The organism is Caballeronia sp. M1242 (assembly GCF_017220215.1).
GTDB lineage: Bacteria > Pseudomonadota > Gammaproteobacteria > Burkholderiales > Burkholderiaceae > Caballeronia.
The window spans coordinates 1,659,353-1,677,138 of record NZ_CP071129.1 but is presented as its reverse complement, the minus strand read 5'-3'; the positions used below and the strand labels follow the sequence as shown (position 1 = coordinate 1,677,138).

Sequence of the window (17,786 nt, the reverse complement as noted above, 5' to 3'; positions counted from 1 at the left end):
ACCGGTTGAGTAGCGACTGTGCCCACAGTCACTACCCCAAACCACTACTTCTTCCCCGATTGGTTGTAGCGCCCCACAGGCGAGACAACATCCCCTTAAAGCCTGATGACCATAGCGAGTCGGTCCCACCCCTTCCCATCCCGAACAGGACCGTGAAACGACTCCACGCCGATGATAGTGCGGATTGCCCGTGTGAAAGTAGGTAATCGTCAGGCTCCCCTTGCTCAAAACAAAAACCCCACCCCGCAAAGGTGGGGTTTTTGCGTTTGGGGCGGCAAAGCCACTCTTAGCCGCGCCCCGTCTCACCTCCTCGGATCTTCCCACCCATACCCCAGTGCACCCCGAAATACTGTATAAATGTACAGTATTAACCGGAGGCCGCATCGCGTTCACGCATAGCGGACTCTGCATACGGCAGACGGGAATCCATGGGTGCCGCACTTTCATTACTGGACATCGGACTGACGTCGCGCTTGCAGCAGCAGCTATGGCAAGGCGAGCAGTTCACCACCTCGCATTCAGGCGTCGTTCCGAGCGGCTATCGAATGCTGGACCTGGCGTTGCCAGGCGCAGGCTGGCAGCCGGGCACCGTGACCGAAGTGCTGATCGAAGAAAGCGGCGTCGGTGAGATCCGGCTGCTTGCGCGCACGTTACGGGACTTGACGACGGTTCAAAGCCGCTCCGTCGTCTTCATCGCGCCACCCTGGATGCCCAATCACGCCGCGTTTCGGGCAATGAACATCGCGCCGAATAAGCTCGTCTGGGTCAAAGCGCCCGACGATCAGGTGTTATGGGCCGCGGAACAGTCGCTCAAGCAGGAGGGCATCGGCGCTGTGTTGATCTGGCTGCCCAAAGCGCGTCCCGAAGCCTTGCGGCGATTGCAGGTCGCAGCGCAGGAGTCGCAATCGCTGGCGTTCCTGTTTCGTCCATTGAATGCCGCGAAGCAATCATCGGCGGCGCCGCTGCGAATGGTCTGCAAGCCGATGCTGCCCGCCGCCGCGCCAACGATGAATCGTCGCGAATGGATGCAGGTCGTCATGCTGGAGATCAGCATCATCAAGCGACGCGGTCCGTTGCTGGAAAAGCCGTTGCATTTGCGCTTGCCGCTGCAGTTGCCCGCGTTGCCCGAGCATCTGCGCCGCGCCAGCCAGCAAAGGAAAGCACGAGAGGTCAAACATGTTGTGGATAGCGGTGACATTGCCGCTTTTATCGCTCGAAGCAGTCAAGCCGCCATCGATGCCATGCGCATCGGCCGGTTCGATTTCGCCTGGAGCGAGGCCGATGCCGAATGACCGCGCCGACACGTCAGTCGCGCAGGACATCGATCAGCCCTGTTTCGCGCTCGCCGATCACGCGCGCATCCTGCTGCCCGACCTCATCGCGTTTCGTCTGGGAGTGAGGCCCGGCAGCACGCGCTCTCACGCGTTTGCGCTGGCGCCGCGGCTGACGCTGCTCGCGGTCGATGTCAACGCGGAGCAGCGCGCGCTCGAAGCGGTGGCGCTGGCGTTGCTCGCGTTCACGCCGAAAGTCGTGCTCGCGCATGCGAATACGGTGCTGCTGGAAGTCGGTGCGAGCACGCGGCTTTTCGGCGGCTTGCGGGCGCTGATCGCCAAGGTGTCGTCGACGGTGAAAGGATGCGGCTTGACGTCGCGAATGGGCTGTGCGCCGACCGCGTGGGGCGCCTGGCTGCTCGCGCATGCGCGCACTCGCCGCGTGACGCGTCGCGTGCGCATCGTCAAGGAGACGACGCTCGTGCGCGTGCTTGACGCGTTGCCGGTGTCGCTGGTTCCGTCGGCGGAATCGCATGGGAACGTGTTCGAACAGATCGGCTGTTCGACGCTCGCCGATTTGCGCCGCCTGCCGCGCAAGGGCGTCGCGCGGCGGTTCGGGCAGGGCATTCTGCAATGGCTCGCGCAGGCTTACGGGCAGGCGCCCGATCCGCGCGAGGCGTTCTGTGCGCCGGCATCGTTCGAGGCTCGGTTGGAATTGCAGGCACGCGTGGAAAGCGCCGAGGCGCTGCTGTTCGCAGCGCGCCGGCTCGTGCTGCAACTGGCCGGCTGGCTGAGCGCGCATCACGCCGCGGTGAGCGAATTTTCGCTGCTGCTGGAGCACGAACTGGCCGCGCGCCACGCGCCGAAAACATCGACGCTCAAGGTCGCGTGGGCCGTGCCGACGCGCGACGCCGATCACGTCCTCTGGCTGCTGCGCGAAAAGCTGAATCAGACGACGCTCGTCGCTCCAGTCATCGAAATGAAGCTGTTCGCCGACAAAGTCAGCGAGCACGCGCCGCCGTCCGACACGCTGTTTCCGATGCCGACTTCCGACAACGAATCGATGGCGCAACTGCTCGAACGTCTGAGCGCGCGCCTGGGCGCGGAGAATGTCGTGCAACTGGTTGCGCGGGAGGATCATCGGCCTGAGGCAGCGATGACGGTCGAGCCTTATCAGGCAGTGCGCGATAGCAAGCCCAAGCGCACAAAAAAGCCGAAGCACGCGCATGTCGAAACTGCGCCCGAGGAAGCGACCGAAGAAGCGCAGGAAGACGAGCCAGAGACCGACACCGACGAGCCGCTGCAACTTCCCGATCGCGCCGTGCCTTCGCAGCCGCGCCCCTCGTGGATCCTCGAAACGCCGCAAAAGCTGCAACTGCGCAACGAGCGGCCGTTCTATCGCCGTCCGCTGAAGCTCATCAGCCGAACCGAGCGCATCGAAGCGGGCTGGTGGGACGGCAACGGCGTCCAGCGCGATTACTACGTCGCCTCCGACGATCGCGGCCGCATGTTCTGGCTGTATCGCGAGCGTCTGAGCGGCGCGTGGTTCCTGCACGGATTCTTTGGATGACGCCGATGGACGATCTCAACGACATCATCGGTCTGGCCGACGACGGCGGAGACTTTTCCGGCGCCGTGTCCGCGTCCACGCTCCTGCCCGGATACGCCGAACTGCATTGCATCAGCAATTTCTCGTTTTTGCGTGGCGCGTCGCATCCGCAGGAATTGGCCGCCGCGGCGCTCGAGCACGGCTATACCGCGCTCGCGATCACGGACGAATGCTCGCTCGCGGGCGTCGTGCGGGCGCACGCGGCGATCAAAGACATCGAGGCCAAAGTCAAAGCCGCGGTCGAAGCCGCGCGGCTCGCCGGCCAGCCGTTGCCCGACCAATCGACACTCAAGCTAATTATCGGCAGCGAATTGAATCTGACCGATGCCGACGGCCAACCGTTCTGCACGCTCATCGCGCTGGCGACGAACCGCGAAGGCTACGGCAATCTGTCCGAGCTGATTTCGCTTGCGCGCTCGCGTTCGCCGAAGGGCCAGTATCGGCTGGGGCCGGAAGATTTCACCGATCCGGCCGCGTCGTCCAATGCCACGGATGCCGCCGATCTGCGCGGCGATATCGCGCATCTGAAGCATTTGCCCGACTGCCTGCTGATTCTTGTGCCGCAGCGCGCGGCGACGCTCGCCGACACGCTCGAACGCGCGCACTGGCTCGCCAACTTCGCGGCGGGCCGCGCGTGGCTTGCGCTGGAACTCTGGCAGGACGGCAGCGACGACGAGCGCCTCGCTTCGTGTCGCGTCATTTCGGAGGCGAGCGGCCTGCCGCTCGTCGCGGCAAGCGGTGCGCTGATGCACGCGCGCTCGCGCAAGCCCTTGCAGGACACGCTGACTGCCGTTCGCCTCGGCCGTCCGCTTGCCGAATGCGGCTATGCGCTCGAAGCAAACGCGGAGCGGCATTTGCGCACGCGCCTGCGCATCGGCGCGCTGTATCCGAAGGCGGCTATCGCGGAAACGCTGAAAGTGGCGGCCCGCTGCACGTTCCGTCTCGACGAGCTTCAGTACGAATATCCCGAGGAACTCGTGCCGCCGGGCGAAACGCCCGCGAGCTATCTGCGCAAACGCGTGATGGCGGGCGCGAAGGTGCGCTGGCCGAACGGATTCGATGCCGACACCATCGGTCTCATCGACAAGGAACTGGCGCTCGTCGCCACGCTGGGCTACGAGAAATACTTCCTGACGGTCTACGACATCGTCGCCTTTGCGCGCAGCAAGGGCATTCTGTGTCAGGGGCGCGGCTCGGCGGCGAATTCGATCATCTGCTTCTGTCTTTTCATCACCGAACTGGATCCGGTCAGAATGGGCCTGCTGGTCGAGCGATTCATTTCCCAGGCGCGCAACGAGCCGCCCGATATCGACGTCGATTTCGAGCACCAGCGGCGCGAGGAAGTCATTCAGTACATTTACCGGAAATACGGGCGGCATCGCGCGTCGCTGGCGGCGTCGGTCACGACGTATCACACGCGCAGCGCGCTGAAGGACGTGGGCCGCGCGCTCGGGCTGGATGCATCGCTGATCGAGCGCATCGGCAAGGCGCAGCAGTGGTGGGACGGGCCGTCGGCGGTGGCCGGCTATCTGCGGGAAGCGGGCTTCAGTGAAGACTCGCACATCACGCGGCATCTCATTCGCCTGACGCGCGAACTACGCGGCTTTCCGCGCCACTTGTCGCAGCACGTCGGCGGCTTCGTGATCGCGCGGGAACGGCTGTCGCGACTCGTGCCGATCGAAAACGCCGCGATGAAAGACCGCTGCGTGATCCAGTGGGACAAGGACGACATCGACCAGCTCAAGCTCCTGAAAGTGGACGTGCTCGCGCTCGGCATGTTGTCGGCGATCCGCCGCGCGCTCGAATTCGTCGCGCTGCGGCGGGGCATTCCGCAATTCGGCCTGTCGCACATTCGCCGCGAGGACAAAGCCGTCTACGAGATGTGTTGCCGCGCGGACACCATCGGCGTATTTCAGATCGAGTCGCGGGCGCAGCAGAGCATGCTTCCGCGCTTGCGGCCGCAAAAGTATTACGACCTCGTGATCGAAGTGGCGATCGTGCGTCCCGGCCCGATTCAGGGCGGTATGGTGCATCCGTATCTGCGGCGCAAGCAGGGTCTGGAGGAAGAGGATTATCCGAAGGAAGAACTGCGGCCCGTGCTCGGCCGTACGCTCGGCGTGCCGATTTTTCAGGAACAGGTGATGAAGCTCGCGATGGTCGCGGCAGGCTATACGGCCGAGCAGGCCGATCAGCTGCGCCGCGCGATGGCCGCCTGGCGACGCGGCAGCCATCTGGAAGAGTATCAGGCCGATCTCATGAAGAAGATGCTCGCGCGAGGCTACGAGCACGAGTTCGCGGCGCGCGTGTGCAAGCAGATCGAGGGCTTCGGCGAATACGGGTTTCCGGAGAGCCATTCAGCGAGTTTCGCGCTGCTCGTCTATTTCAGCGCGTGGATCAAGCGTTACGAGCCCGCGGCGTTTCTGGCCGGCCTCCTGAACAGTCAGCCGCTCGGCTTTTATTCGCCGTCGCAACTCGTGCAGGACGCGCGGCGGCACGGCGTCGAGGTGTTCGCGCCCGATGTTTCGCTGAGCGACTGGGAATCGGTGCTCGAATTGTCGCCGGGCAGGGGCGAGCGCGTCGTCTTCGATGCCGGCAAAGAGCAGCGGCGTCAGCAGTTTTACGGCGCGCCGTTGCCGCATCAGATCTTTCGCAAGACCGTGCGGCGCGGCGCGCGCAAGCTCGCCGCGCGTGTCCAGTTGCCGGCGCAGCGATACGGCGCGGGCGGGCCGGGCGTGCGCATCGGTCTGCAACTCATCAAAGGTCTGCCGCAAGCCGCGGCCGAGCGGATCATGATCGCGCGCGCCGAGGCGCCTTTCGTCGATGTCGACGATCTCACGCGCCGCGCTGCCTTGTCGCGCCGGGAACTGGAGGCGCTCGCAGCGGGCAACGCGCTCGCGAGCATCGCGGGGCACCGGCGTCAGGCGTGGTGGGCGGTGACCGCGCAGCAGCGCGCGCCGGAATTGCTGCGCGACGCGCCGATGCCCGAGGCGCCGCTCGCGTTGCCGCAGGCATCGGAGGGCCGCGAAATCGTCGATGACTACGCGAGTCTCGGGCTCACGCTCAATCGTCATCCGCTCGCGCTGTTGCGCGCGCGGCTGGCGCGCCTGCGTTTCCGCACGGCCGCTGATCTCGCGGATCTCAAGACCGGGCGCGTCGTGCGGGCGTGCGGCATCGTCACGGTGCGGCAGCGGCCGGGCACGGCGAACGGCACGATCTTCGTCTCGATCGAGGACGAAACCGGCGCGATCAACGTGATCGTGTGGCCGGGGCTCGTCGAGAAACAGCGCAAGGTGCTGCTCGGCGCGTCGCTGCTCGGCGTGCATGGCGTGTGGCAGAACGTGGGCGACGTGCGGCATCTGGTGGCGCAACGGCTCGAAGACCACACGGCGCTGCTCGGGCGCCTTGCCGCGTCGAGCCGCGACTTTCACTGAATCACGACGACGGCAGCGCCGGATAACTCGCGAGCAGCCGTTCGATCGCCGTATCGAACGGCGTGCGCCGCCCAATGCCGAGCGCCTTCAGGCGGCCCGAATCCAGATGGCAATCGCGCGGGCGCGGCGTCGCGTCGGTCGGTTCGCGTTGCGCGACGAGCTTCGCGTCCACCTTCAGCACGCGCGCGATGCGCTCGGCGATATCGAACTTCGTCATCGGTTCGTCGCCGGACCATTGCGTGATGCCGGAAATCGTCGCGCCGCGAGCGTGATGTTCGAGCATGCCGCGAATCACCACCGCGACGTCCGGTGTGTAGGTCGGGTAACGCGTCGCCCATGCATCCATCGAAGCCGGTGCTTTTGCCGGATCGGCGGAGGCGACGATGGCGGGCGTCAGGCTCGTCACCGCCGATTCGCTCCAGTCGACGACCGGTCCGTAAAGCAGCGGCAGACGCAGCACGCACGATTGCGGATCGGCTTCCAGCAACGCGCGCTCGCCGTCGAGCTTGCTGCGACCGTAGGCGTTCAGCGGCGCCGGCGCGTCGTCGGGAAAGTAGGGCGCCGACGTGCCATCGAAAACATAGTCCGTCGAAATCGACAGTACCCACGCGCCGAGCGCACTGGCTTCGGTTGCGATGACGCGCACGGCGTCCACGTTGAGCGCGCGGGCGAGCGGCGGGTCGTTCTCGCACACATCCGGCCGACGCTCCGCTGCCGCGATCACGACGGCATCCGGCTTTTCCCGGCCCAGGAAGGCGCGCACGGCGTCGTGATCGCAGATATCGAGCGGCACGCTGTCCGCACTCGCGCGCCGATGCGCGGTACGCACGACGCGCCACGGCGGCGCGCCGGCGAGTTCGGCCGATACTGCGCGCCCCAGAAGACCGGAGGCGCCGATCAGCGCGACAGTGAACCCCTTGCCGCCTGTCATGCGGAAGCTGCGCCTACGACGGTATAGCCGGCGTCGTCGATGGCGTCCTTCAGCGCCTGCTCCGTCTGCGTCGATTCGACCGCGACCGTACCGCGTTCCAGATCGACGCGAACCTGCGCCTCTGGGTCGATCTCCAGAATCGAACGCGTGACGGCAGCGACGCAATGCTGGCAACTCATGCCCTGAACTTCGAATTCAGTCATAGCGGTTTCCTCTTGAAATGAGTGAGAGTATCGACATCGTATACCTTGCCATGATGGGAAGGTGTAGAGTCGGCGGAAAGTCGAAGGAGAACAGGATGAACATTGGGGAAGCGGCCCGCGCGTCGGGCGTCACCGCGAAGATGATCCGGTATTACGAGAGCGTCGGCTTGCTCACGCCGGTCGGGCGGACCTCATCGGGATACCGCGTGTATGGCGAACAGGAAGTGCATGCGCTGCGATTCGTGCGACAAGCGCGGCGTCTGGGCTTTCTCGTCGAGGATATCCGCAAGCTGCTGGCGCTATGGCATGACCGGACACGAGCCAGCGCGGAGGTGAAGGCAATCGCGCTGGAACATGTCGCGGAACTCGATCGCCGGATTGCGGAGCTGACGGACATGCGTGACACGCTGTCGCACCTCGCACGGCATTGCCATGGCGACGAGCGCCCCGACTGCCCGATCTTGGACAAATTGGCGCAGTGAGTGCACCGTAACGGTGCGAAGAGCTGCCGTTTAGCCCTGTTTCCTTGTTGAATCAGTCATTTAAAGACACAGCGAGGAAGCACCATTCCGAATCGGAATGCACTCCATGCGGGCATTTCACTCACCCAATGCAGTTGGGTCAGCTATAATCCGGGTTATCCCTAATGCGGGTTATCCCTGACCCGAACCGCCAGGGACCAGCACCAATCCTTGGAGAACATCATGTTTGCAATCCTGCTCGAAAAACTCAGCATCTGGTTCGAAGCCGCCGAACAACGCCGCCGCGAAGAGTACCTCGCTCAGTCGTCGGACGTCGTCCAGCTCGAGAAGCGTATCCGTTCGCTCGAAAACAACGGCTACAACATCTGAAGCCCGAGTCCGCGCATCGCGAAGCGCGCCAGGTGTTGAAATGAAAAGCCCCGCCATGCGGGGCTTTGTCGTTTCGGCGCTTTTTCAGAGCGACGTCACTTGTGCGCGGGATGGGTCGCCAGCCACTGCTTCATAAACGCGATTTCCTTCTCCTGCGCCGCGATGATGTCCTTCGCCAGTTCGCGCAGTTTCGCGTCCTTTCCGTACTTCAGTTCCACCTTCGCCATCTCGACCGCGCCCTCATGGTGCGGAATCATGTGCGCGACGAAATCGCGGTCGGCGTTGCCCGTGTACTGAACGTCCGACATTCTCGACATCATCGATTCATCGGCGGCCTCGAAAGCTGCATTCGAGGGCGCATCCGCGTGGGCGGTGGTGCCATGTTTCATGCCCGACATGCCGTCGTGCGACGGCGCCGCGGTCTGGGCAAAGCCGCTTACGCTGAAGGAAACGGTGATGACGGCGAGTACCGCGCGCAGCAGATTCCGTGTCGACTTCATGATTCTCCCGAAAGAACGGTCAAGTGGATGTAAGCGCCTAGCCTAAAGCTTGCCACCGGGGTAAGGTAAAGCCGTTTCGTCTACCGAATAGAGCGATCGATGACACGCCACATCTCCAAGGCGACGCAGACCCGCCTGCTCGCAGCCTGCGCGGTGTTCGCCGTGGCGCTTTGCCACGGCAACTCGGCATTCGCGAAGCCCGGCGGCGAACCGCTCGTGCTCGATACGCAGACCGGCATTCATAGCGGCGTGAGCGGGACGGTCCTGCAAAGCGCGCCCCTCGGCGCGCCGGGCATGGTCCCGATGGCGACGTTACCCGGACTGCCGCCACAGGAGCAGCAGCCGATCGTGGTTTCGCCGTACGTCGAATATGGCGGGCAGACTGCGACCCCCGCGACGACTAACCCGAGCCACTCGCGCAGGCGACGGGAAGCGTACCCCTGATCCGACGCAATCAGTCCGCTCGTTGCTCCAGTTTGAAAGCAGCGCCTGCATCCTGACCGAGCGCATCGACGAGATAGGGCAACGCCTGCTTCAACTCGCTCGCGAGCTTATACGGCGGATTCAAGATGAACATGCCACTGCCGAACAAGCCGAGGCCGTCCGCCGGCGGCGCCTTGACGGTGAGCGACGCATGCAGCCAGCCCGTCGGCTGGATAGCCTTCAACTGATCGGCGAAACGTTGCGACTCCATGCGCGAGACTTGCGGATACCACACCGCATAGGTTCCGGTGGCGAAGCGCCTGAGCGATTCTTCCAGGCATTCGACGGTGCGCGCGTAGTCGCGCTTGTCTTCGTAAGACGGATCGATCAGCACCAGCGCGCGGCGCGGCGGCGGAGGAAGGATCGCCTTGATGCCTTCGAATCCGTCGCCGTCGTAGATCATCGCTCGGCGGCCGGCGTCGCGGAAGTTATGACGCAGCACGTCGATCTCCGTGCTGTGCAACTCGAAAAGCCGCATGCGGTCCTGCTCGCGCAGCGCGCGCCAAGCTAGATACGGCGAGCCCGGATAAAAGCGCAATGCGCCGTCCGGGTTCAACGCCTTTACTTCATCGACGTAATTGGCGAGCAGCGGCGGCAAGTCGGTGCGATCCCACAATCGCGCGATGCCCGATTCGTACTCGGCGTTCTTTGCCGCGAAGCCTTCCGCTAGCGAATACACGCCCGCGCCGGCATGCGTGTCGATGTACCAGTACGATTTGTCCTTCAGTCCGAGATATTGAAGCATCTGAATGACAATGGCGTGCTTCAGCACATCGGCGTGGTTGCCCGCGTGAAAGGCATGACGGTAACTGAGCATGACGAGTGACCCGCAAGAAGCGATGAAAAGCGAAAGCGATCAATTGTAGCGGAGCACGTAGGCGCGGTTATTCGGCTCGGCCGGCGGCTGCGACGCACCGCTACGTTCATGCACAATAGCCGCTCCCGGCTTCGCGCAATAGCTGGCCGAACGGCCTAGGCGATCCTTGCGAGCGAACGCGAATCCGCCTATGCCGATTGGCCGGCTTGATGGTCGCATGGTCCGCGTGTTGTCATTCAGTCTTCCGACAGGAGCTTGGCATGTCACAGAACGGTAAGCTGGACGGCAACACGGCGGTGGTCACAGGCATCGTGGACGGCGTGTCGACAACGGTCGAAGACGTGGCGCAGACCGCGTTCGAACCGGCGTCACGCACAGGGCAATCGTTCGTCGTGAGCCGCGGCTCGTACATGCAATAAGGAACGAGGCCCCATGTCAGAAAGCGACGACAAGCAAGCCCTCGGACGCGAACGCAGCCCCGAACAAGCGCCGCGCATCAGCTTGCCGCCCTACGAGACCATCGCGCTCCTGCTTCAGGGCGGCGGTGCGCTCGGCGCGTATCAGGCCGGCGTCTACGAGGGCTTGCACGAGGCGGACATTCACCCGAACTGGATCGCCGGCATCTCGATCGGCGCGATCAACACCGCGATCATCGCGGGGAACGCGCCGGAGAATCGCGTCGAGCGGCTGCGGGAATTCTGGGAAACCATCTGTCAGCCGGCGTTCGGCTTTCCGTTGCCCGCGTTTATCGAGCGCGCGTTCTTCGATTCGACCGACCAGATTCGAAAGGCCTTTACCGCGTTGCAGGCGGTCGATGCGCTCGTCGAAGGGCAGAAGGGCTTCTTCGTGCCGCGCTTTCCGCCGCCGTCGCCGGTGGCATCGAGTTCGCCCGAGACCGCGAGCTATTACGATACGACTCCGCTCAAGGCTACGCTCGAACGCCTTTGCGACTTCGACCGCATCAATTCGGGCGAGACGCGCGTGTCGGTCGGCGCCGTGAACGTGGCAACCGGCAACTTCGCGTACTTCGACAACACGCGAATGAAGCTGCGCGCCGAGCATTTTCTGGCCTCGGGCGCGCTGCCGCCGGGCTTTGCCGCCGTCGAGATCGACGGACAGTTCTACTGGGACGGCGGCCTCATGTCGAACACGCCGCTTTACGAGGTCGCGCAAGCCACGCCGCGCCGCGACACGCTCGCGTTCCAGGTCGATCTCTGGAGCGCGCGCGGCCCGGTGCCGGACAATATCGTCGATGTCACCGGCCGCATCAAGGACGTGCAGTATTCGAGCCGCACCCGGCTCGTCACCGACGAGATGCAGCGTGCCCAGCGTTACCGCAACGTGCTTAAGCACGTCCTCGACCTCGTGCCCGAGACGCTTCGCGACACCGACGAGTGGTGCCGCCGCGCCGCCGAACTGGCGTGCTCCAAGCGCTACAACATCATTCACCTGATCTATCGGCAGAAGGAGTACGAGGGCCAGTACAAGGACTATCAGTTCGGCTTCTCGACGATGCGCGAGCACTGGGAGACCGGGCTCGCGGATATCCGCCGCACGCTCGCGCACCGCGACTGGCTCGACATGCCGGACGGCGAAAGCGGCTTCGTCACGCACGACATTCATCGCGAAAAGGGCTGATCCTGCGCGGGGGAGAGCGCCGGTCGCGGGCCCGTCCGGGCGCGTTCCGACGAGCCTTTGTATAATCCGAGCGCATTCGAACCCGCGGTTGTCTGCGCGGCGTCCCACACCCATTTCCCCGTTCGGCCCGATGAATTCGATCGCAATCTGCTTCGTCTGTCTCGGCAATATCTGCCGGTCGCCCAGTGCGGAAGCGGTCATGCGCGAACTGGTCGAGCGGGCGAGACTGGCTGACCGGATCGTCATCGATTCTGCGGGCACGGGCGACTGGCACATCGGCCAGCCGCCCGACGAGCGCGCCCAGCGCGCGGCGAAAAAGCGCGGCTACGATCTCTCGGCGCTGCGCGGCCGTCAGGTGGCCGCAGCAGACTTTGCGCGCTTCGACCTGTTCATCGTCATGGACGACGCCAACGCTGCCGCGCTCACGTCGGTCTGTCCCCCGGAGTACCGCGACAAGATCCGGCTCCTGATGGAGTTTGCGACCCGCGACGACAGCCGCGTGGTCGTCGATCCGTATTTCGGCGGCGACGAAGGCTTCGAGCGCGTGCTGGACCAGTGCGAGGACGCCTGCGAAGGCTTGTTGAACGCGCTGCGGGCGCAGCTTCGGCCGTAGCTCGCCGCGCGCTGCCGGCGGCGAAAAGATCGACTAAATCGTTACTTATTCCGCCTGGATACTTGACTAAAACTGTGGGATATTTATACTTGATCAAAATCATCGAGTATTAGCGTTAGCCCCCAATTATGAGACTCACCACGAAAGGCCGTTTCGCCGTCACGGCGATGATCGACCTGGCGCTGCGCCAGGAGCAGGGCCCGGTGACGCTGGCAGGCATCAGTCAGCGCCAGCGCATCTCGCTTTCCTATCTCGAACAACTGTTCGGCAAGCTGCGTCGGCACGAGATCGTCGAATCGGTGCGCGGTCCGGGCGGCGGGTACAACCTCGCGCGTCGGGCGGAGAACGTCACGGTGGCGGACATCATCATCGCGGTGGACGAGCCGATCGACGCCACCCAGTGTGGCGGCAAGGGCACGTGCGAAGGCACGAAGCAGCACGACGGCCACTGCATGACCCACGAACTCTGGGCGACGCTCAATCAGAAGATGGTCGAGTATCTCGATTCCGTCTCGCTGAAAGATCTGGTCGACCAGCAACGCGCCCGCGAAGGCTCGGCAGCGGTGCTGCGCGACCGGCGCGCGGAACCGGCAGGCGTCGAGGCTGCGCGCGTCGTGCCCAAGGGTCCGAATTCCATTTTCAATCTGGCTGGCTGACCGCCCGGCCGTCGCGAACCGCAGAACGTACTGCAACGCGGCGCCAGCGACCCAGCCAAGCGATTTGACCGATTTTCCCGGAGCGACTGATGAACAACGATATCCCCCACCTGCCCATTTACATGGACTACAGCGCGACGACGCCGATCGATCCGCGCGTGGTGGACAAGATGATTCCGTATCTTCGCGAGCAGTTCGGCAATCCGGCCTCGCGCAGCCACCAGTACGGCTGGGACGCGGAGCGCGCGGTCGAGGAAGCGCGCGAGCAGGTCGCGGCGCTGGTGAATGCCGATCCGCGCGAGATCATCTGGACGTCGGGCGCAACCGAATCGGACAACCTCGCCATCAAGGGCGCGGCGCACTTCTACAAGAGCAAAGGCAAGCACATCATCACGGTGAAGACCGAGCACAAGGCCGTGCTCGACACCTGCCGCGAGCTGGAGCGCGAAGGCTACGAAGTGACGTATCTGGACGTGAAGGAAGACGGCCTGATCGACCTCGACACGTTCAAGGCGGCGATCCGCCCGGACACCATTCTCGTTTCCGTGATGAGCGTGAACAACGAGATCGGCGTGATTCAGGACATCGAGGCGATCGGCGAGATCACGCGTGAGAAGGGCATCATTTTCCACGTCGATGCGGCGCAGGCCACCGGCAAGATTCAGATCGATCTGCAAAAGCTGAAGGTCGATCTCATGTCGTTCTCGGCGCACAAGACGTATGGCCCCAAAGGCATCGGCGCGCTGTATGTGCGTCGCAAGCCGCGCGTGCGCATCGAAGCGCAGATGCACGGCGGCGGCCACGAGCGCGGCATGCGTTCCGGCACGCTCGCGACGCATCAGATCGTCGGCATGGGCGAGGCGTTCCGCATCGCGCGCGAAGAAATGGCGACGGAAAACGAGCGCATCCGCATGCTGCGCGACCGGCTGCTGCACGGCCTGCAGGAAATCGAAGAGGTGTACGTCAACGGCGACATGGAACGCCGCGTGCCGCACAACCTCAATATCAGCTTCAATTTCGTCGAAGGCGAGTCGCTGATCATGGCGGTGAAGGATGTGGCGGTGTCGTCGGGTTCGGCGTGCACGTCGGCCTCGCTCGAGCCGTCGTATGTGCTGCGCGCCCTCGGCCGCAACGACGAACTCGCGCACAGCTCGATCCGCTTCACGGTCGGCCGCTTCACGACCGAGCAGGACGTCGATTACGTCGTCAACCTGCTCAAGAGCAAGATTGCGAAACTGCGCGATCTGTCGCCGCTCTGGGAAATGCACAAGGACGGCATCGACATTTCGAGCATCCAGTGGGCGGCGCACTGAACGAAGCGCACTGCGTCCACGCGAAACGAACATACGGAGAGTTGAATCATGGCTTATAGCGACAAGGTTCTGGACCACTACGAAAACCCGCGCAACGTCGGCTCGTTCGCGAAGGACGACGACGCTGTCGGCACCGGCATGGTCGGCGCGCCGGCATGCGGCGACGTGATGAAGCTGCAGATTCGCGTGGGCGCGGACGGCATCATCGAGGACGCAAAGTTCAAGACCTACGGCTGCGGTTCGGCCATCGCGTCGAGCTCGCTCGTGACCGAGTGGGTGAAGGGCCGCACGCTCGACGAGGCGCTGTCGATCAAGAACACGCAGATCGCCGAAGAACTGGCGCTGCCGCCGGTGAAGATTCACTGCTCGATTCTCGCGGAAGACGCGATTAAGGCAGCGGTCGCCGACTACAAGCAGCGTCACGGCGCGGCTGGCGGCCAAGCGGAAGACGCTGAGGCGAAGCAGCACGCAGCATAAAGCCGGCATCACGCAGGTGGCAGGGAAAGGCCGCAGCGCCGCCGCACGAACGCGGCGGCGCTGCGGGAAGCAGGATTTGAGCGCGAGAGACGCGACGACTATGGCAATCACGTTGACGGAGAAGGCGGCACAACACGTGCAGAAGTATTTGACGCGGCGCGGCAAGGGCGTGGGCCTGCGCCTGGGCGTGCGCACGACCGGCTGCTCGGGTCTGGCTTACAAGCTCGAATATGTCGACGAACTGGCGCCCGAAGACATGGTGTTCGAATCGGCGGGCGTGAAGATCGTCATCGATCCGAAGAGCCTCGCTTACCTCGACGGCACCGAGCTCGACTTCGCGCGCGAAGGGCTGAACGAAGGTTTCCGCTTCAACAATCCGAACGCGAAAGACGAATGCGGCTGCGGCGAATCGTTCCGCGTGTGACGCGCGTGACGCCGGCGGTTTCGGCACAAGAGGCGGCGCGGGCCGCCTTTTTCATTCGCGCATCCCGAACTCACTGACACAGCCATGGCAACGCTCACCGACAGCCACTTCGATCTCTTCGGCCTGCCGCCGACTTTCGCCGTTGACCGCGACCGGCTCGACGACGCCTACCGCACCGTGCAGGCGCAAGTGCATCCCGACCGCTTCGCCGCCGCCGGCGACGCGCAGCGCCGGCTCGCGATGCAGTGGGCCACGCGCGCCAACGAGGCGTACCAGACGCTGCGCGATCCGCTGAAGCGCGCGCGCTATATGCTGTCGCTGCGCGGCATCGACGTCGGCGCCGAGAACAACACGGCGATGGAGCCGGCGTTCCTCATGCAGCAGATGGAATGGCGCGAGAATATCGAAGATGCCGCCGCGGCGAAGAACATCGGCGCGCTGGAATCGCTGCTTACCGAACTGCGCGATGAAGAGCGCGTGCGCTTTACCAAACTCGAAGCGCTGATCGACAGCAATGCGGATCAGGCGGCGAGCGAAGCGGTGCGTCAACTGATGTTCATCGAGCGCGTCGCGCATGAGATCGGCGCGCAGATCGAGCGGCTGGAAAACGCCTGAAGACGAGCGCACTCGCACTCCAGCACGACAAGAAAACACAGGCCCAGCGCGCCATACAACCCCACAAGACCAACGATGGCTTTACTGCAAATCTCAGAACCCGGCATGGCGCCCGCGCCGCACCAGCGGCGCGTGGCGGTCGGCATCGATCTCGGCACCACGAACTCGCTCGTGGCCGCCGTGCGCAACAGCGTGCCCGAAGCGTTGCCCGACGAGGACGGCCATGTGCTGCTGCCGTCGGTGGTGCGCTATCTGGAGAAGGGCGGCCGGCGCATCGGCCGTATCGCGAAGGAAGAAGCCGCGACGGACCCGCGCAACACGATCGTGTCGGTGAAGCGCTTCATGGGCCGCGGCAAGAGCGAAGTGGAAGGCGCGGAAAACGCGCCGTACGATTTCGTCGACGCGCCCGGCATGGTGCAGATTCGCACGGTCGATGGCGTGAAGAGCCCGGTCGAAGTGTCGGCGGAGATTCTCGCGACGCTGCGTTACCGCGCGGAAGACACGCTCGGCGAGGATCTCGTCGGCGCGGTCATCACGGTGCCCGCCTATTTCGATGAAGCCCAGCGCCAGGCCACCAAGGACGCCGCGAAGCTCGCGGGCCTGAACGTGCTGCGCCTGCTCAACGAGCCGACGGCCGCGGCCATCGCGTACGGCCTCGACAACGCTTCCGAAGGCCTGTACGCCGTCTACGATCTCGGCGGCGGCACCTTCGATCTGTCCATTCTGAAGCTCACGAAGGGCGTGTTCGAAGTCCTCGCGGCGGGCGGCGATTCCGCGCTCGGCGGCGACGATTTCGACCACGCGCTGTATCGCCATGTGCTGACGCAAGCCGGCATCCAGCCGAAGACGCCGGAAGACGTGCGCCTGCTGCTCGATCGCGTGCGCACGGCGAAAGAGGCGCTGTCGTCGGCGAGCGAAACGCGCGTGCAGGCGAGCCTGTCCTCGGGCGAAACCATCGACGTGGCCGTGACCGAAGCGCAGTTCGCCGCGCTGACCGAATCGCTCGTCGCGCGCACGCTCGGGCCGACGAAGAAGGCGCTGCGCGACGCGAAGGTGACGCCCGCCGATATCAAGGGCGTCGTGCTGGTCGGCGGCGCGACGCGCATGCCGGTGATCCGCCGCGCGGTGGAAGCGTTCTTCGGCCAGCCGCCGCTCGTGAATCTCGACCCGGATCAGGTCGTCGCGCTGGGCGCGGCGATTCAGGCCGATCTGCTCGCCGGCAACCGGCGCGGCGAGGGCGACGACTGGCTTCTGCTCGACGTGATTCCGCTGTCGCTCGGCGTGGAAACGATGGGCGGTCTCACCGAGAAGATCATTCCGCGCAATTCGACCATTCCGACCGCCCGCGCCCAGGACTTCACGACGTTCAAGGACGGCCAGACGGCGATGGCGATCCACGTCGTGCAAGGCGAGCGCGAGCTCGTCTCCGACTGCCGCTCGCTTGCGCGTTTCGAGTTGCGCGGCATTCCGCCGATGGCGGCGGGTGCTGCGCGCATCCGCGTCACGTATCAGGTGGACGCGGACGGCCTGCTGTCGGTCTTTGCGCGCGAGCAGACATCGGGCGTGGAGGCGTCGGTGGTGGTGAAGCCGTCGTACGGTCTCGCCGATGACGACGTCGCCCGCATGCTCGAAGAGAGCTTCAAGACCGCCGAGACCGACATGCGCGCCCGCGCGCTGCGCGAGGCGCTCGTCGAAGCGCAACGGCTGATCGAAGCGACGCAGGCCGCGCTCGCCGCCGACGGTGAATTGCTCGACGAGGCCGAACGCGCGCAGATCGAAACGCTGATCGGCGAACTGGCGACGCGCTCGCAAAGCGAGTCGGTCGAGCAGATCGACGAGGCGACGAAGGCGCTCGCCGCCGCCACCGACGAATTTGCCGCGCGCCGCATGAACAAGAGCATTCGCCGCGCGCTCGCGGGCCGCAAGCTCGACGACGTCTGATCCACTCAAGCAT

19 protein-coding genes and 1 rRNA gene are annotated in these 17,786 nt (G+C 64.5%); 16 read left to right on the top strand and 4 right to left on the bottom strand.

Annotation, left to right across the window (positions count from 1 at the left end; translation table 11 throughout):
• The first annotated feature begins 101 nt into the window (after positions 1–101).
• The 4 genes from rrf (at position 102) to JYK05_RS07755 (ending at position 6,311) form a co-directional block, all read left to right on the top strand.
• Positions 102–215 (top strand): 5S ribosomal RNA (rrf, locus tag JYK05_RS07770).
• Between the two features lie 213 nt (positions 216–428).
• Positions 429–1,292 (top strand): translesion DNA synthesis-associated protein ImuA, encoded by an 864-nt coding sequence (gene imuA / locus JYK05_RS07765; RefSeq protein ID WP_175940535.1) that lies wholly within the window; start codon positions 429–431, stop codon positions 1,290–1,292.
• Positions 1,177–2,841, top strand: a complete 1,665-nt coding sequence (locus JYK05_RS07760) for a DNA polymerase Y family protein (RefSeq protein ID WP_206466560.1) — start codon at positions 1,177–1,179, stop codon at positions 2,839–2,841. The genes imuA and JYK05_RS07760 overlap by 116 nt, the downstream gene beginning before the upstream one ends.
• 5 nt (positions 2,842–2,846) lie before the next feature.
• On the top strand, positions 2,847–6,311 hold the full coding sequence (locus JYK05_RS07755; RefSeq protein WP_241269779.1) for an error-prone DNA polymerase: 3,465 nt from the start codon (positions 2,847–2,849) through the stop codon (positions 6,309–6,311).
• A gap of 1 nt (position 6,312) precedes the next feature.
• Here the strand turns inward: JYK05_RS07755 and JYK05_RS07750 are convergent, their stop codons facing one another.
• Both JYK05_RS07750 and JYK05_RS07745 read right to left on the bottom strand, forming a co-directional pair.
• Positions 6,313–7,242 (bottom strand): SDR family oxidoreductase, encoded by a 930-nt coding sequence (locus JYK05_RS07750; RefSeq protein ID WP_206466559.1) that lies wholly within the window; start codon positions 7,240–7,242, stop codon positions 6,313–6,315.
• Positions 7,239–7,445, bottom strand: a complete 207-nt coding sequence (locus JYK05_RS07745; RefSeq protein ID WP_206466558.1) for a heavy-metal-associated domain-containing protein — start codon at positions 7,443–7,445, stop codon at positions 7,239–7,241. The genes JYK05_RS07750 and JYK05_RS07745 overlap by 4 nt, the downstream gene beginning before the upstream one ends.
• A 95-nt stretch (positions 7,446–7,540) precedes the next feature.
• Between JYK05_RS07745 and cueR the strand changes: the two genes are divergently transcribed.
• Positions 7,541–7,927, top strand: coding sequence for a Cu(I)-responsive transcriptional regulator (cueR, locus tag JYK05_RS07740; protein WP_175940531.1), 387 nt, complete (start codon positions 7,541–7,543; stop codon positions 7,925–7,927).
• Positions 7,928–8,149: 222 nt separating this feature from the next.
• Positions 8,150–8,296, top strand: coding sequence for a DUF3563 family protein (locus tag JYK05_RS07735; protein ID WP_175940530.1), 147 nt, complete (start codon positions 8,150–8,152; stop codon positions 8,294–8,296).
• A gap of 95 nt (positions 8,297–8,391) precedes the next feature.
• Here JYK05_RS07735 and JYK05_RS07730 read toward each other — a convergent pair whose 3' ends face one another.
• Entirely contained in the window at positions 8,392–8,796 is a 405-nt protein-coding gene (locus JYK05_RS07730) for a DUF305 domain-containing protein (protein WP_206466557.1), read from the bottom strand.
• Between the two features lie 99 nt (positions 8,797–8,895).
• Between JYK05_RS07730 and JYK05_RS07725 the strand changes: the two genes are divergently transcribed.
• Complete coding sequence (locus tag JYK05_RS07725; protein ID WP_241269778.1) at positions 8,896–9,240, top strand: hypothetical protein; 345 nt, start codon at positions 8,896–8,898, stop codon at positions 9,238–9,240.
• Between the two features lie 10 nt (positions 9,241–9,250).
• Here the strand turns inward: JYK05_RS07725 and JYK05_RS07720 are convergent, their stop codons facing one another.
• The gene (locus tag JYK05_RS07720) at positions 9,251–10,096 is read right to left on the bottom strand and encodes a 23S rRNA (adenine(2030)-N(6))-methyltransferase RlmJ (protein ID WP_206466556.1); all 846 of its coding nucleotides are present in this window, start codon (positions 10,094–10,096) and stop codon (positions 9,251–9,253) included.
• A gap of 260 nt (positions 10,097–10,356) precedes the next feature.
• On the opposite strand from JYK05_RS07720, the gene JYK05_RS07715 reads away from it, so the two are divergent.
• From JYK05_RS07715 to hscA, 9 genes are all read left to right on the top strand, one after another.
• Positions 10,357–10,515, top strand: coding sequence for a hypothetical protein (locus JYK05_RS07715; protein ID WP_241269777.1), 159 nt, complete (start codon positions 10,357–10,359; stop codon positions 10,513–10,515).
• Between the two features lie 13 nt (positions 10,516–10,528).
• Positions 10,529–11,734, top strand: coding sequence for a patatin-like phospholipase family protein (locus JYK05_RS07710; protein WP_206466555.1), 1,206 nt, complete (start codon positions 10,529–10,531; stop codon positions 11,732–11,734).
• 130 nt (positions 11,735–11,864) lie between these two features.
• Positions 11,865–12,347, top strand: coding sequence for a low molecular weight protein-tyrosine-phosphatase (locus JYK05_RS07705; RefSeq protein WP_175940526.1), 483 nt, complete (start codon positions 11,865–11,867; stop codon positions 12,345–12,347).
• A 128-nt stretch (positions 12,348–12,475) separates the two neighbouring features.
• Positions 12,476–13,003, top strand: a complete 528-nt coding sequence (gene iscR / locus JYK05_RS07700; RefSeq protein WP_040050918.1) for a Fe-S cluster assembly transcriptional regulator IscR — start codon at positions 12,476–12,478, stop codon at positions 13,001–13,003.
• An 89-nt stretch (positions 13,004–13,092) separates the two neighbouring features.
• Complete coding sequence (locus JYK05_RS07695) at positions 13,093–14,316, top strand: IscS subfamily cysteine desulfurase (RefSeq protein ID WP_206466554.1); 1,224 nt, start codon at positions 13,093–13,095, stop codon at positions 14,314–14,316.
• Between the two features lie 48 nt (positions 14,317–14,364).
• Complete coding sequence (gene iscU / locus JYK05_RS07690; protein WP_206466553.1) at positions 14,365–14,793, top strand: Fe-S cluster assembly scaffold IscU; 429 nt, start codon at positions 14,365–14,367, stop codon at positions 14,791–14,793.
• Between the two features lie 100 nt (positions 14,794–14,893).
• Positions 14,894–15,217 carry an iron-sulfur cluster assembly protein IscA gene (gene iscA, locus JYK05_RS07685; RefSeq protein ID WP_175940523.1) on the top strand — a complete coding sequence of 108 codons (324 nt, stop codon included), beginning with the start codon at positions 14,894–14,896 and terminating at the stop codon, positions 15,215–15,217.
• A gap of 84 nt (positions 15,218–15,301) precedes the next feature.
• Positions 15,302–15,832 (top strand): Fe-S protein assembly co-chaperone HscB, encoded by a 531-nt coding sequence (hscB, locus tag JYK05_RS07680; RefSeq protein ID WP_175940522.1) that lies wholly within the window; start codon positions 15,302–15,304, stop codon positions 15,830–15,832.
• A gap of 75 nt (positions 15,833–15,907) precedes the next feature.
• Positions 15,908–17,773, top strand: coding sequence for a Fe-S protein assembly chaperone HscA (hscA, locus tag JYK05_RS07675; protein ID WP_206466552.1), 1,866 nt, complete (start codon positions 15,908–15,910; stop codon positions 17,771–17,773).
• Positions 17,774–17,786 lie beyond the last annotated feature (13 nt).

Excerpts from the sequence above, each read along its gene's own strand:
- imuA (WP_175940535.1), top strand. The coding sequence starts at position 429 with ATGGGTGCCGCACTTTCATTACTGGACATCGGACTGACGTCGCGCTTG.
- JYK05_RS07760 (WP_206466560.1), top strand. The coding sequence starts at position 1,177 with ATGTTGTGGATAGCGGTGACATTGCCGCTTTTATCGCTCGAAGCAGTC.
- JYK05_RS07755 (WP_241269779.1), top strand. The coding sequence starts at position 2,847 with ATGGACGATCTCAACGACATCATCGGTCTGGCCGACGACGGCGGAGAC.
- JYK05_RS07750 (WP_206466559.1), bottom strand. The coding sequence starts at position 7,242 with ATGACAGGCGGCAAGGGGTTCACTGTCGCGCTGATCGGCGCCTCCGGT.
- JYK05_RS07745 (WP_206466558.1), bottom strand. The coding sequence starts at position 7,445 with ATGACTGAATTCGAAGTTCAGGGCATGAGTTGCCAGCATTGCGTCGCT.
- cueR (WP_175940531.1), top strand. The coding sequence starts at position 7,541 with ATGAACATTGGGGAAGCGGCCCGCGCGTCGGGCGTCACCGCGAAGATG.
- JYK05_RS07735 (WP_175940530.1), top strand. The coding sequence starts at position 8,150 with ATGTTTGCAATCCTGCTCGAAAAACTCAGCATCTGGTTCGAAGCCGCC.
- JYK05_RS07730 (WP_206466557.1), bottom strand. The coding sequence starts at position 8,796 with ATGAAGTCGACACGGAATCTGCTGCGCGCGGTACTCGCCGTCATCACC.
- JYK05_RS07725 (WP_241269778.1), top strand. The coding sequence starts at position 8,896 with ATGACACGCCACATCTCCAAGGCGACGCAGACCCGCCTGCTCGCAGCC.
- JYK05_RS07720 (WP_206466556.1), bottom strand. The coding sequence starts at position 10,096 with ATGCTCAGTTACCGTCATGCCTTTCACGCGGGCAACCACGCCGATGTG.
- JYK05_RS07715 (WP_241269777.1), top strand. The coding sequence starts at position 10,357 with ATGTCACAGAACGGTAAGCTGGACGGCAACACGGCGGTGGTCACAGGC.
- JYK05_RS07710 (WP_206466555.1), top strand. The coding sequence starts at position 10,529 with ATGTCAGAAAGCGACGACAAGCAAGCCCTCGGACGCGAACGCAGCCCC.
- JYK05_RS07705 (WP_175940526.1), top strand. The coding sequence starts at position 11,865 with ATGAATTCGATCGCAATCTGCTTCGTCTGTCTCGGCAATATCTGCCGG.
- iscR (WP_040050918.1), top strand. The coding sequence starts at position 12,476 with ATGAGACTCACCACGAAAGGCCGTTTCGCCGTCACGGCGATGATCGAC.
- JYK05_RS07695 (WP_206466554.1), top strand. The coding sequence starts at position 13,093 with ATGAACAACGATATCCCCCACCTGCCCATTTACATGGACTACAGCGCG.
- iscU (WP_206466553.1), top strand. The coding sequence starts at position 14,365 with ATGGCTTATAGCGACAAGGTTCTGGACCACTACGAAAACCCGCGCAAC.
- iscA (WP_175940523.1), top strand. The coding sequence starts at position 14,894 with ATGGCAATCACGTTGACGGAGAAGGCGGCACAACACGTGCAGAAGTAT.
- hscB (WP_175940522.1), top strand. The coding sequence starts at position 15,302 with ATGGCAACGCTCACCGACAGCCACTTCGATCTCTTCGGCCTGCCGCCG.
- hscA (WP_206466552.1), top strand. The coding sequence starts at position 15,908 with ATGGCTTTACTGCAAATCTCAGAACCCGGCATGGCGCCCGCGCCGCAC.